We start from the raw sequence: 14,110 nt of genomic DNA, 5'->3' as shown, positions 1-14,110 counted from the left end.
CTATATAAAAAAAGCGGGGCCAATGCCCCGCTTTAAATTTATGCTTTTAAATCTAATTTTAACTCTAATTCATCGAGCTGTGCATCAGCAATGGAAGCCGGTGCGTCGATCATGACATCACGGCCGGAGTTATTTTTAGGGAATGCAATATAATCTCTGATCACCTCGTTTCCGTCAAGAATAGCAACCAAACGGTCAAACCCGAAGGCTAGCCCTCCATGAGGCGGTGCCCCATATTTGAACGCATTCATCAGGAATCCGAACTGGGCTTCCGCTTCTTCTTTGGTAAATCCTAGAAGATCAAACATTTTTGACTGTAAATCTCTGTCAAAAATTCTGATAGATCCCCCTCCGATTTCGTTTCCATTCAGAACCATATCATATGCGTTAGCTCTTGCTTTTCCCGGGTCTGTTTCCAACAAATGGATATCTTCCGGTTTTGGAGAAGTGAAAGGGTGGTGCATCGCATGGAATCTTTCAGAATCTTCATCCCATTCCAGTAACGGGAAGTCAACAACCCAAAGAGGAGCAAATACATTTCCTTTTCTTAATCCTAAACGGTTTCCAAGTTCCATCCTCAATGCTGAAAGCTGGGCTCTGACCTTATTTTCATTTCCGGAAAGAATCAACATTAAATCTCCTTCTTTAGCTCCGAATTTTTCAATGATTTTTGCCAGGTCCTCTTCGTTGTAGAATTTGTTAACCGATGAGGTTTTTACACCGTCGTTCTGGAATTTTACCCAAACCATACCCGAGGCTCCGATCTGTGGACGTTTAACCCAATCTACAAGTTCATCAATCTGCTTTCTGGTATAGTCTGCACATCCTTCTACATTAATTCCTACGACCAATTCTGCTTCATCAAATATTTTAAAGTCTTTTCCTTTTGCAAGCTCGTTCAGTTCTACGAATTCCATTCCGAAACGGATATCCGGTTTATCGTTTCCGTACTTTCTCATGGCCTCTGCGAAAGTCATTCTTGGGAAAGCACCGAACTCCTGACCGGTAATATCTTTGATCAGGGTTTTCGTCATTCCTTCGAATACGTTCATGATATCTTCCTGCTCTACAAAAGCCATCTCACAGTCGATTTGTGTAAATTCCGGCTGTCTGTCTGCTCTTAAATCCTCATCACGGAAGCATTTTACGATCTGGAAATATTTATCCATTCCACCGACCATCAGAAGCTGTTTGAAGGTCTGTGGAGACTGTGGCAATGCATAAAATTGTCCCGGATTCATTCTGCTTGGCACAACGAAGTCTCTTGCTCCTTCCGGAGTAGATTTGATCAAAACAGGAGTTTCCACTTCAATAAATCCTTCTTCAGATAAGTAATTTCTTACTTTCTGAGCCATTTTGTGACGGAAGATCAGTTTATCCTTTACCGGATTTCTTCTGATGTCTAGGTAGCGGTACTTCATTCTCAACTCCTCACCGCCATCTGTCTCATCTTCAATAGTGAATGGTGGAAGCTGTGAGTCATTTAAAATGGTCAGCTTTTCTACCAGAATCTCAACCTCTCCGGTTGGGATATTAGGATTTTTACTGACTCTTTCAATAACTTTCCCGGTAGCCTGAATGACAAATTCACGTCCCAGCTTTTTAGCCTCTTCCATCAGCTGAGCGGAAGAACGCTCCTGGTCAAAAACCAGCTGGGTAATTCCGTAACGATCCCGAAGATCTACCCAAATCATAAATCCTTTATCACGGATGGTCTGTACCCATCCTGACAGTGTAACTTCTTCATTCAGATTTTTCAGAGATAGTTCTCCGTTGGTGTGTGATCGAAACATAATTATTTGTTTAAAGTTCAATGTTTAAGGCCCATCCTGGAACCTTGATTTTTTCGATGGCAAAGATAAGGCTTTTGCAGATTTTATAAATAAAAAAACTTCCGAAAAGGAAGTTTTATATATCGTTTTAAGATCTTTTTAATCTCTTTTTGCTCCTCTTTCAATGAGCAGCTGTATGGTTTTAGGCGTCTTTCCTTCTTCCGCCAATTCCAGTGGTGTTATGTTCTGACATTTTTTATTAATGTCCACTTTATTGTCCAGCAGATACGTAATAATCGTGTTTTTCCCAGACAAAGCGCTGAACCCAAGTGGGGTATAGAGTTCATTCCCCAAGGTAAAACATTTGTTGTAATCTCCCGGAGCAAATTGTTTTTTGAATGTGGCAACATCATTACTGTAAATAGCCTTCATCTTTTCCTGTGTCAGCTTTTGAGCTGAAAGCATATTCGCAGAAGCTAAAATTCCAAATAGAAAAATCGTAGAGGTTATTTTTTTCATAAGAATTATTTTTAAGAATGTACAAATCTAAATTAAATTTTATTACCAATTGCTAGTTTTACGCATAAATACGTTTGTATTTTTGAAATTATTTAAATTATTACCATCAGAATAATAGAATTTGTATTTTTTTGAAAAGCCGAGACTCTCTACATTTTTATATGGATATTTTTTTTTCTCCCGTAAGCTTACGAATATATTTTCTGCTGCTTCCAGTAAATGAAAAAGCGGATAATCTGCAGATTATAGTGTAAAACTTTTCATATGCCAAGCCTTAATATCTTATGATTCTATATTTTTGCACCAAACAACAGATCAGGATTATGACAAAATATATCAATTTTTTGAAAAAAGCATTTAGTGGAGAAGAAACTGATTTTACAAAGGTAAATATCAGAAGTGCTGTGCTTCTTTTAGCGATTCCAATGATGCTTGAAATGGCTATGGAGTCGGTATTTGCTTTGGTTGATCTCTATTTTGTGGGACATCTTAAAGAAAGCGGCTATGCTATTCAAACCGTAGGGCTTACCGAATCGGTCCTGTCCGTTATGTACTCCATTGCGATTGGGATGAGTATGGCTGCAACAGCATTGGTGGCAAGGAGAATTGGTGAGAAAAACCCGGAACAGGCTTCCAGAAGTGCTGCTCAGGTACTTATGGTTTCATTTGGAATTACCCTTTTTCTGAGCATACTAGGAGTCGTGTACGCAGAGGAAATTCTTGTTCTGATGGGTTCAAAGCCGGAAGCGGCGTCCTATGGAAAAGATTTTACAAGAATTATGATGGGAAGCAGTACGATTATCATGCTTCTGTTTCTGATCAATGGGATCTTCAGGGGGGCAGGGAATGCTATGATTGCGATGAAAAGTTTATGGATTGCAAATATTGCCAACATCATACTTTGTCCAGTTCTGATCAAAGGCTTTGGGCCGGTTCCTGCAATGGGGCTTACCGGAGCAGCATTGGCCACAACTATCGGACGAAGCATTGGGGTGATTTATCAGCTGTATCATCTATTAGTGGCGGATACTCTGATTCGCATTAAGCTGAGTTATTTTAAGCCTGACTTCAGCCTGATCAGATCTGTCGTTACCATTGCTACTCCGGGAATCTTTCAGTTTGTAATCGCTTCATGCAGCTGGATTTTCCTTGCTGAGCTGGTAGCCACCACCGGTGGGGAAAATGCTTCAGCGGGATACCAGACCGCATTAAGACTGATGATGTTCTTTATGCTTCCGGCTTGGGGACTAAGCAATGCCGCTTCCACATTGGTAGGACAGAATATGGGAGCTAACGAAATGCTGAGAGCAGAACAGTCTGTAATGAAAACAGTAAAATATAATGTGATCTTCATGCTGATGGTAAGCCTGATCTTTATTTTTTTTGGAAACTTTCTGGTTGGCTTTTTCACTCAGGAAGAAGAGATCAAAAGTTTTGCGAAGAATGCCCTTCACATTATGAGCACTGGATTTATTTTTTATGGGATAGGAATGGTAATGATCAACGCATTCAATGGTGCCGGAGACACGTGGACTCCTACTTGGGTGAACCTTTTTGGCTTTTGGCTTTTTCAGATTCCCTTAGCTTATTTTCTGTCAAAATATCTCGGGCTCGGTCCTAAGGGTGTTTTTATTTCTATTCCGGCAGCAGAAACGTTGATAACGGTTGTTGCTTTTGTCCTGTTTAAAAAAGGAAAGTGGAAAACCATTAAGGTGTAGAAAGGTTAGTTGCTGGATGCTGGAGAAGGAAGTACCGGAAGTCTGAAATAAGTAAAGGTATTTTTGTCAACAATATGAAGAAGACCTATTGATTTGATGATAGAGAACTGAATATGATTTAATAGCCACCTCAAGCCACCTCTTCCAGCTTTCTCACTTATTTTATAAAATTTTAACAGCTCAATGTATTGGATTTGACAGACATATTTTCTAAATTCGTGATAACAACAAACAGTATTATTATGGGAAAGGGAGACAAAAAATCAAGAAGAGGTAAGATCAATAACGGAAGTTATGGAAAAAGGAGACCCAAAAAAGCCTCAAAATCCTATGTTACTTCTGAAGAAAAATCCAAGAAGTAACCACAATAAAAAAGACCGGAGAAAAATCTTCGGTCTTTTTTTATGACAAATTAAATTAATTATTTTCCGCCAAGGATATTCCCAAGAATACTTCCCAGTCCTCCCTGTTGCTTTTGGTTTCCACCACCACCCAGAACACTTCCAAGAATGTCATTGAGAGGATTTCCTGAAGACTGTGATTGTCCGCCGCCGCCTAAAACGCTGCCCAGGATATCATTCAAAGGATTAGACTGCTGAGTCTGAGCCTGGCTGGATGCATTTCCAAGGATTCCACCCAAAAGATCTCCCAGACCACCTGCTCCCACATTGTTCTGCTGTTTTTCTTTCCCGATGTATCCCATTACTACAGGAGCAAGCATGGCAAGAATAGGCCCAATTTTATCTATTGAAATTCCCGTATTTTGTGAGAGTTGATTTTCTACAGTATTTTTCTGACCACCAAAGATATGATCAAGAATAGATCCGCCTTCGGCCTGTCTTGTTTCAACCTGAGATGCATCATCAAGGATACTTCCATTGTGGTCTTTGTCCAGCGCGTTATTTAACGCTTCGGCTTCCTTAGCGTCCTGAGACTTATTTCTAAGATAAGAAATGATTAGGGGGGTCGCTACTGCCAGAAGGGCAATAACCTGATTTCTGCTGATGCCAAATTTGTTTTCAGCTTGTTCAGCAACCTGATTGCTGGTATTGCCTGTAAGTAGGTCGATTAAACTCATTGTTTGTGTTTGTTAAGTGTTAAGTAGACCAAAGTTATCAAAAAATATGCCTTACAAAATGCAGGCTGTTCATAATTATTGTTAAAGTTTTCTGATCTGCTCTTCGGTGAACCCTTTACTTTTAAGGAACTCAATATACTTTTCTGCCTCAACAGTCATCCAGATCATAGGATCGGGAGCGGTTTTCCCGTCTATGGTAAATTCCAGGATTCCAATATTATTGTTCATCCACGGGTACATATAATATTCCAGTCCGCCCTTATACTTTTTGTGCTGGTCAAAATTCTGTCCCTGCCGGGTTACAGAAACCAGCTTCAGGGATAGAAGATAGAAAAGAGGAATGCCCAGACAAAGCCAGGAAAACTTTTTGATCCATGGATATTTCAGCTGAGAAAGCCCATAGCCTGCGGACAGTGCAAAAATAATATTGAACGGGATGAAAAAAACATAATTATCTGTCACCGCATAGAATGTAGCAAATCCATATACAAATAATGATGCGGTAAAGAAAACGAAAAACATCTTGCGATCAGATGTATATAAATAAAAGATTCCAGCAATTCCAGCAATAAAAAATACATTGAAATTGTAGATCACATAGACCACAGATTTTACTACATCCTGAAGATATTGGAGCCAGGTTTTTTTGAATGAGTTCGAAAGCCATTCTCCACGTTCAGAGGTGTAGGGAGAACCTAAGGAAAGTCCCTGGGATATATTTAAAATGGTAATAGCGGAGAAAATCAGTGCAAAAATGATAAAGGAGAGATAAGCGTATTTTTTTTCCTGTCTGAAATAATACAGGAACAGGAAAAATGCTGGCAGCAAAAGGATGTTCTGGATGTGAACCCAAAGACTGACCCCCAGAAATAAAGCACTCAAAGGAATATAGACCTTATTTTTCTCCTTAAAGCTTTTCACCATCGAAAAGAAAAAAAGGCTCAGCCACAGAGAATTGTAGGTATAGACTTCCACGATTTCTGCATTTTTCCAGAAAGAAAAACTGAATCCGAAAATGAATGCAGCAGCCAGGGAAGCCCACTCCAGTTTTGTAATCACTCGGACAGTGGCGTATATCACCGAAACAGTAAGGGCAGCTGAGGTAATAATGACAAAGCGGCTTGCTTCAATAGCATTGATTCCAGCTAAATTTTTAACGAAAATAACCGTATTGGTGTATAAGAAATGGGAGGTAGCGGTAGCGGTAGTAACAAACTTACCTTTTTCGGCCGGCAGTATAAAGCCTATAGCATCTGCAAAAGGAATTCTGGTAAAGCTCCCCGCATAATAAACTGCTAAAAAAATAAAAAATAAAAAACCAGCCGATAGATATTTGTTCATTATCAGTTCTTTACAATAGGAACATTGGAGCATGCTTCTCCGAACATCAGAGATTTAACAAGGGGTTTAAGCTGCTCCACAAGCTCTATGTAAGCATTTTCCGGAATTTCCTTATCTGAGCAGCCTTTTACCAATACTCTCTTGCCTCTCATCTCTTCAAAATCATATGTTTGAATGGCATTGTGCATAAGAATCACTTCAAGATCCTCCCGATTCCCAAAAACTATTTTTTTAGCCACATCGGTGAGTTTTGCCGTCAGAACAAAATAAGCCCATAGCGGAATAATGGTGTCTACAGAATTATAAATATATATGTAGGCATCTCTGTAGTCATCCACATTGATGGCCTCTACCTTTTCACGGAAATCCTTTTCCTTCAGGATCATCTCCTGAAAAAGAAAATCTTTTAGGTCGATACCTTTTCTTACCCCTTTGGGAAGCAGCGTACTCAGGTCAAAATTGATCAGACCGCTTTCTGCAACTTTATTCCGGATTTCAAATTCTTCTGACATTTTTTATCATTATCTTTGAGCAAATTTACAAATTAAGATTTATATATTTTTTAATTTGTTCTCTATCCTTACCATAGAAATCCCGTATGATGCAAAGACATTCCGCGAATGATCATCATAGAAGATTTTTAAATAGTATAACCACAAACAATAAAGATTTCGAAAGAAATGAAATATTACATTATTGCAGGAGAAGCTTCCGGTGACCTTCATGGAAGCAATTTGATGAAAGCTCTGAAACAAAAGGATCCCCATGCTGAATTTCGTTTTTGGGGTGGTGATCTGATGAAAGCGCAGGGAGGAACGCTGGTAAAGCACTACCGTGATCTTGCTTTTATGGGATTTCTTGAAGTGGTTATGAATTTGAGAACGATTCTGAATAATATCAAATTCTGTAAAGAAGATATACGCAAAAACAGACCGGATGTGTTGGTGCTGGTAGATTATCCGGGTTTTAACCTCAGAATTGCCAGATTTGCCAAAGAGCTGGGAATTAAAGTGGTTTATTATATTTCTCCACAGCTTTGGGCATGGAAGGAAGGAAGAGTTGAAACCATCAAAAAGTATGTGGATGAAATGATGGTTATTCTGCCGTTTGAAGAAGATTTTTACAGAAAACACGGGGTTCATTCGCATTTTGTAGGACACCCGTTGCTTGATGCCATTTCAGATCTGGACGAGATCAGTATTGAGAAGTTCAGCGAAGAAAACGGACTCAACGAAAAAGAAATTATAGCACTCTTGCCGGGGTCCAGAAAGCAGGAGGTAGAAAAGATGCTTGAAATAATGCTTTCCGTAAGACCGCATTTCAAACAGTATCAGTTTGTGATTGCTGGTGCGCCCAGCCTTCCCAAAGAATTTTATGAAAAATATGTGGATGACAATGTCCATTTTGTTTCCAACAGGACTTATGATCTGCTGAGGTGCTCAAAAGCAGCTTTGGTAACCTCCGGAACAGCTACCTTGGAAACCGCTTTACTGAATATTCCCGAAGTAGTTTGCTACAGGGGGAGTACAATTTCTTATGCCATTGCAAAAAGACTGGTTAAGAATATCAACTATATTTCCCTGGTTAATCTCATTATGGATAGGGAAGTGGTAAAAGAGCTTATCCAGGATGAGCTTACTACCAAAAACCTGGTGAATGAGCTTACCAAAATTTTAGAAAGCAAAAAGCGTGAGGAGGTTCTTCAGGATTATGGTCTTCTGAGAGAGAAACTTGGTGGAAAAGGGGCAAGCGGACATGCAGCTGATGTCATTTTAAAAATGTGATATTTATTCCATCAGTCTGTTGGGGAAGAATAGCTTGGCAGAGTGTCAAAAGTAAAGTATTAATTTTTTTTTCTGTAACTTCAGTTTTACAACAAAAAATTAAGCGCACAATTAACCTGTTTGAGATCTTGAAGCGGTGTATTTCATCATTTAAGAGAAGATAAACAATCTATAAATTTCTTACTTTGATGAGGTAATTGATTGGATGTGAACAGGCAGCCTCTTTTTATTTTAGCCATTTGTTTTGTCCTTGGAATTTTTTTTCAGGATAGGTTTCTGTTGAATGATGCAGCGATCTATTCTGTAATGATGTTTTGTCTGGTACTGCTTACCTCCATGTTCTTTCAGAATTATTTCTTACATAAAGTCCGGTCTGTATTGCTGGGTCTGTTATTCTTTGGAATAGGAATGATCATTCACTTTTATAATACTTCCGGAGAACCGTCCGGGCCACCGGTAAAAGGTAAGGAAGCTGTCGTCTTCATCATCACTCAAAAATTAAATTCAAACGAAAAGTATAGAAAGTATGAAGGAGCAGCTCAAGTGGGAAGTCTGAACTTCAATTCAGTTATTTACATTCCCAGGAACAGCAGAGAACTGGATTTTAAACATGTTTATAAGGCAGAAGCCTTTGTCACAAAGCCTTATTCTCCCAAGTACGATTTTCAGTTTAATTATGCAAGATATTTACAGCGTAAAAAAATTGATTATCAGGTGTATATTTCTGATGATATCTCTTCTGTACAGCGAACGGATCTGAGTGTTAGAGATAAGATCAGGCAATTGAGGCTTGAAGTCTTACAGAAGATTGACAGTTCCGGAATGTCCGGGAAAAGCAGAGCGTTTTTGAAAGGAATTATCCTTGCAGACAGAACGGAAATTGATGCTGAAACGGTGAGGGATTTCAATAGATCCGGACTCGTTCATTTGCTGGCTATTTCCGGAACTCATATTGTGGTTATTTTCGGTGTTTTTTACTTTTTGATGACGCGTTTCATGCCCTTAGGATTTAGAAGATATGCCATCCTTGCAAGTGTTTGCTTTATCTGGCTTTTTGCCATTTTTATTGGTTTTGGAAACTCTGTTTTACGTTCCTGTATTATGCTGAGCGTGTATTTTGGATTTGTGCTGCTTCAGCGAAAGCCGGATCTCCTTCACGCGTTGGCAGTATCCGCATTGATTATTCTGATCATGGATAGTCAACAGCTTTTTGATGTAGGATTTCAGCTGAGTTTTTCTGCGGTCCTGGGAATCTTCTGGCTCAATCAGCCTCTTCTGAAGTATTTTCCTAAACCTGATCATTATGTGAAAAAGCTGATTTTCAATACTGTAACCATATCTTTGTCTGCGCAGTTGGCAACCCTTCCTTTGGTGCTGTATTATTTTCATCAGTTTTCTTTTGTTTCCCTGGTAGCCAATTTTATCATTGTTCCCTTTTCGGAAATCATTATAGTATCTTCATTTCTGATGGCTGTTCTTATTGCTTTTGGTCTTGGTGCGGATCTGATTTGCAGAGGATATGATTTTATTATACAGATGCTGCTGAAAACCATTCATGCATTTGCTGAAATAGACATGCTGTTTTATGAAAATATACCGATGAACCTGCCTGAAGTGTTGTCTGTTTCAGTCGTTGTTTATTACATAAGACCCATGCTTTTAAAATTTAACTTTAAAAATGTGAGGAATCTTCTGATGGCCGCAATGATATTTCTAATGATAAAAAGCAGTTTCCAGATTTTTGAAAATCTGAGAGAAGAAATACTCTGGCATAGTTTCAATAAACATGACGTTTTTTCAATAAAAAAAGGAAATAAAGTGTGTTTTTGGATTTCAGATAAAGGAGAAAGAGAGAAGATTTTGCAGTTCATTGTCAGGCCTTACTGTTCATCAAGGCGGATCGGTCACTTTGAAATAAAGGTTTTTCCAGAACATGTTCAGAAGGTTGTTTTAAATGACCGTATCTATCCTGTAAAGTGAGGGTGGTAAATTTTGCTTTTCCCGTATTTATAACCGGTGGATTCTTATTTAGAAACATTACAAACTGTCTATTTGTGAGATTTCTCACTTTTCGATATTGTTAACATTTCTTAATTTTGTGGAAATTCAAATTTAAACTTATATGGCAGGTTTAACGAGTTCTACGATAGGTAGAAAATACGCTATGGCATTATCAGCTCTGTTTTTGCTGATTTTTCTTATACTGCATTTGACAACCAATTTGTTATCAGTCCTGAACAGGGATGCTTTCAATACAGCATCTGACTTCATGGGCTATAATCCTTTTGTGCAGTTCTTAATGCAGCCTATTCTTGGTTTTGCAGTAATTTTCCATTTTGTGATGGGATTTGTATTGGAGATCAAGAATAATAAAGCACGTCCAGTAAAGTATGCATCAAACAACGCTTCTATGAATTCTTCATGGATGTCCAGAAATATGATTATTTCCGGGGCTGTTGTTTTAGCTTTCTTGGCGCTGCATTTATATGATTTCTGGCTACATGAAATTAATTACAAGTATGTAGATGGTTTGACACCGGATGCTGAACGTTACTGGCCTGAGCTTCATGAGAAGTTTGCGGACCTTTGGAGAGTGGCTTTATATGTGATCTCTTTTGTATTGTTGGGATTGCACCTGGCTCACGGATTTCAGTCTTCGTTCCAGTCTATCGGAGCGAGACATCCAAAATACACGCCGGTGATCAAAGCTTTCGGGAAATGGTATTCAATCCTTATTCCTGCAGGGTTTATCTTCATCGCAATTTTTCATTTTATAACTCAATAATATCAATATACTAATATGAGTAAGTTAGATTCAAGAATTCCGGCAGGTCCTCTAAAGGACAAATGGAAAAATCATAAAGACCATATGAACCTCGTTGCACCAAACAACAGAGATAAGATTGATATTATTGTTGTAGGTACAGGTTTGGCAGGAGGTTCTGCGGCAGCTACCTTAGCTGAGCAAGGATATAATGTAAAAGCATTCTGCTATCAGGATTCTCCAAGAAGAGCACACTCTATTGCTGCTCAGGGAGGAATCAATGCTGCTAAAAACTATCAGGGGGATGGAGACTCCACCTACAGATTGTTCTACGATACCATCAAAGGTGGTGACTATAGAGCAAGAGAGGCTAACGTATACAGATTGGCAGAAGTTTCCGCTAATATTATCGACCAGTGCGTTTCTCAGGGAGTGCCTTTCGGTAGAGATTACGGCGGCCAGCTGGATAACCGTTCATTTGGTGGGGTTCAGGTAAAAAGAACTTTCTATGCAAAAGGACAGACAGGGCAACAGCTATTATTAGGTGCCTATTCTGCAATGAGCCGTCAGATTGGTAAAGGTAGAATCAAAATGTACAACCGTCATGAAATGCTGGATCTTGTCATTGTTGACGGAAAAGCAAGAGGGATTATTGCAAGAAATCTCGTAACCGGTGAGATCGAAAGACATTCTGCTCACGCAGTAGTTATTGCTTCAGGAGGATATGGGAATGTATATTTCCTTTCTACCAATGCAATGGGTTCAAACGTTTCAGCAGCATGGAAGATTCACAAGAAAGGAGCGTACTTCGCAAACCCTTGCTATGTTCAGATTCACCCTACTTGTATTCCGGTTCACGGAACTCAGCAGTCTAAACTGACTCTGATGTCCGAATCATTGAGAAACTCAGGAAGAATCTGGGTTCCTAAAAAGATTGAGGACTCAGTTGCGATCAGAGAAGGTAAATTAAGACCTGAAAATATTAAAGAAGAAGATAGAGATTACTATCTTGAAAGAAGATATCCTGCATTCGGTAACCTTGTGCCAAGGGACGTTGCATCCAGAGCTGCTAAAGAAAGATGCGATGCCGGATTCGGAATTGAAAATAACGATACTCAGGAAGGGGTTTATCTTGATTTCTCCACAGAAATCATGAAAAAAGGTAAAGAAGCCGCTATCGAAAAACATATTCATAATCCAACCGATCAGCAGATCTATGATCTTGGTAAGAGCTGGGTTGAGGAGAAATACGGTAACTTATTCGTGATGTACGAAAAAATTACTGCTGATGATCCTTACAAAACCCCAATGAAGATCTATCCTGCTGTTCACTATACAATGGGTGGTGTATGGGTTGATTATAACCTTCAGTCTACGATCCCGGGATGTTTCGTTATCGGTGAAGCTAATTTCTCTGATCACGGAGCCAACAGACTTGGAGCATCAGCATTGATGCAGGGACTTGCAGACGGATATTTCGTACTTCCTTATACTATTGCAGATTATCTTTCTGCAGACATCAGAACGGGCACTATTCCTACCAATTCAGGAGCGTTTGACGAAGCTGAAAAAGGAATTAAAGATAAAATTGACTTCTTTATTAATAATAAAGGAACTCACTCAGTAGACCACTTCCATAAGAAACTTGGACACATTATGTGGAATAAAGTAGGGATGGGTAGAACTCCTGAAGGATTGAAAGAAGCGATCAAAGAAATTGAAGAAGTAAGAAACGACTTCTGGAAGAACGTAAAAGTACCTGGGGAAGGTAATGGAATGAACACTGAGCTTGAAAAAGCCTTCAGAGTGGCAGACTTCCTTGAACTAGGACAGCTAATGGCTATCGATGCGTTAAACAGAGAAGAATCTTGTGGTGGTCATTTCCGTTGGGATCACGCTACTCCGGATGGAGAAGCGGAAAGAGACGACGTGAATTTCAAATACGTCGGAGCTTGGGAATATCAGGGAGAAAATATCAATGCGGAAGTATTGCATAAAGAAGAACTGATATATGACAACATCGAGGTTAAAACAAGAAGTTATAAATAATCTCCAACCTATAAATATAACATTATGAGTGCAAAAAAAGGCTTACATCTTACGCTGAAAATTTGGAGACAAAAAAATAGTAAAACTAAAGGTCAGTTTGAGACCTATAAAATATCAGATGTATCTACTGACTCTTCGTTTCTGGAGATGTTGGATATTCTGAACGAAAACTTAATTAACGAAGGAAAAGAACCTATTGCTTTCGACCACGACTGTCGTGAAGGAATCTGCGGGATGTGTTCGCTTTACATTAACGGTAGAGCTCACGGACCTGATACAGGAATTACGACCTGTCAGCTTCACATGAGAATGTTCAAGGACGGTGAAACCATCGTTATTGAACCTTGGAGAAGTGCTGCTTTCCCTGTTATTAAAGACTTAATGGTAGACAGAAGTGCATTCGACAGGGTAATGGCTGCAGGAGGTTTTATTTCTGTAAATACTTCAGGAAATACCCTGGATGCCAACGCAATGCTTGTTCCTAAGGAAGATGCAGACAAAGCGATGGACGCTGCTGCATGTATCGGATGTGGAGCTTGTGTAGCAACTTGTAAGAACGGATCTGCAATGTTGTTCGTGGGAGCTAAAGTTTCTCAGTATGCATTGCTTCCTCAGGGTAGAGTAGAAGCGAAAAGAAGAGTGCTGAACATGGTGAAGGCTATGGATGAAGAAGGATTCGGTAACTGTTCCAACACCGGAGCATGTGAAATTGAGTGTCCTAAAGGGATTTCTCTTGAAAATATCGCAAGAATGAACAGAGAATACATGGCTGCTCTTGTAGATCAGGGGTAGAATTGATTCAAATACATAAAAAATCGCCTTCGTTTCGGAGGCGATTTTTTGTATCGCTCCTGTTTTGCTGTTAAAGTTTGTTAACTTATCAACAGACTTTAGGTATTCTTTATTTAATAAGTATATATTTGGAGGGGAGTTGAGGAGGTTGTAAACCAGTATTTCAACCCGGTTTTGCTGATAAAAAACGGATAGATAAAGCAATTAAAATATCCATTTTGAGTGGGCATAATAAAATTTTTAAAAAAAATAATCAGTATGAATTAAGAAGCCCTAAAAAGCTTATTTTTGTG

Annotated in this window: 12 protein-coding genes; 7 read left to right on the top strand and 5 right to left on the bottom strand. The window is 39.1% G+C overall.

Annotation, left to right across the window (positions count from 1 at the left end):
* Positions 1-38: 38 nt before the first annotated feature.
* On the bottom strand, positions 39-1,793 hold the full coding sequence (gene aspS, locus DRF67_RS12415; RefSeq protein ID WP_115928614.1) for an aspartate--tRNA ligase: 1,755 nt from the start codon (positions 1,791-1,793) through the stop codon (positions 39-41).
* Between the two features lie 138 nt (positions 1,794-1,931).
* Positions 1,932-2,291 (bottom strand): ankyrin repeat domain-containing protein, encoded by a 360-nt coding sequence (locus DRF67_RS12410; protein ID WP_115928613.1) that lies wholly within the window; start codon positions 2,289-2,291, stop codon positions 1,932-1,934.
* Between the two features lie 323 nt (positions 2,292-2,614).
* On the opposite strand from DRF67_RS12410, the gene DRF67_RS12405 reads away from it, so the two are divergent.
* The gene (locus tag DRF67_RS12405) at positions 2,615-4,009 is read left to right on the top strand and encodes an MATE family efflux transporter (RefSeq protein ID WP_115928612.1); all 1,395 of its coding nucleotides are present in this window, start codon (positions 2,615-2,617) and stop codon (positions 4,007-4,009) included.
* 242 nt (positions 4,010-4,251) lie between these two features.
* Positions 4,252-4,371: a 30S ribosomal protein THX gene (locus DRF67_RS12400; RefSeq protein WP_115928611.1), complete on the top strand. Its 120-nt coding sequence runs from the start codon at positions 4,252-4,254 to the stop codon at positions 4,369-4,371.
* Between the two features lie 59 nt (positions 4,372-4,430).
* Here DRF67_RS12400 and DRF67_RS12395 read toward each other — a convergent pair whose 3' ends face one another.
* The 3 genes from DRF67_RS12395 to DRF67_RS12385 all read right to left on the bottom strand — a co-directional run bounded on the left by DRF67_RS12395 (position 4,431) and on the right by DRF67_RS12385 (position 6,940).
* On the bottom strand, positions 4,431-5,087 hold the full coding sequence (locus tag DRF67_RS12395) for a DUF937 domain-containing protein (RefSeq protein ID WP_115928610.1): 657 nt from the start codon (positions 5,085-5,087) through the stop codon (positions 4,431-4,433).
* Between the two features lie 81 nt (positions 5,088-5,168).
* Positions 5,169-6,428 carry a protein O-mannosyl-transferase family gene (locus DRF67_RS12390; RefSeq protein WP_115928609.1) on the bottom strand — a complete coding sequence of 420 codons (1,260 nt, stop codon included), beginning with the start codon at positions 6,426-6,428 and terminating at the stop codon, positions 5,169-5,171.
* 2 nt (positions 6,429-6,430) lie between these two features.
* A complete protein-coding gene (locus DRF67_RS12385) occupies positions 6,431-6,940 on the bottom strand; it encodes a DUF2480 family protein (protein ID WP_115928608.1) in 510 nt (169 codons plus the stop codon).
* A 168-nt stretch (positions 6,941-7,108) separates the two neighbouring features.
* Here DRF67_RS12385 and lpxB point away from each other — a divergent pair, with 168 nt between their 5' ends.
* From lpxB to DRF67_RS12360, 5 genes are all read left to right on the top strand, one after another.
* Positions 7,109-8,212 carry a lipid-A-disaccharide synthase gene (lpxB, locus tag DRF67_RS12380; RefSeq protein WP_115928607.1) on the top strand — a complete coding sequence of 368 codons (1,104 nt, stop codon included), beginning with the start codon at positions 7,109-7,111 and terminating at the stop codon, positions 8,210-8,212.
* Between the two features lie 207 nt (positions 8,213-8,419).
* Positions 8,420-10,192 (top strand): ComEC/Rec2 family competence protein, encoded by a 1,773-nt coding sequence (locus tag DRF67_RS12375; RefSeq protein ID WP_228435803.1) that lies wholly within the window; start codon positions 8,420-8,422, stop codon positions 10,190-10,192.
* A 142-nt stretch (positions 10,193-10,334) separates the two neighbouring features.
* Positions 10,335-10,997: a succinate dehydrogenase cytochrome b subunit gene (locus DRF67_RS12370; RefSeq protein WP_115928605.1), complete on the top strand. Its 663-nt coding sequence runs from the start codon at positions 10,335-10,337 to the stop codon at positions 10,995-10,997.
* A 15-nt stretch (positions 10,998-11,012) separates the two neighbouring features.
* Positions 11,013-13,025 (top strand): fumarate reductase/succinate dehydrogenase flavoprotein subunit, encoded by a 2,013-nt coding sequence (locus DRF67_RS12365; protein WP_115928604.1) that lies wholly within the window; start codon positions 11,013-11,015, stop codon positions 13,023-13,025.
* A 24-nt stretch (positions 13,026-13,049) separates the two neighbouring features.
* Entirely contained in the window at positions 13,050-13,817 is a 768-nt protein-coding gene (locus DRF67_RS12360) for a succinate dehydrogenase/fumarate reductase iron-sulfur subunit (protein ID WP_115928603.1), read from the top strand.
* Positions 13,818-14,110: the final 293 nt, after the last annotated feature.

It is taken from the genome of Chryseobacterium pennipullorum (assembly GCF_003384725.1).
Taxonomy (GTDB): domain Bacteria; phylum Bacteroidota; class Bacteroidia; order Flavobacteriales; family Weeksellaceae; genus Chryseobacterium; species Chryseobacterium pennipullorum.
Note: the sequence above shows the minus strand (reverse complement) of the source record. Positions and strands in the feature narration are given on the sequence as shown.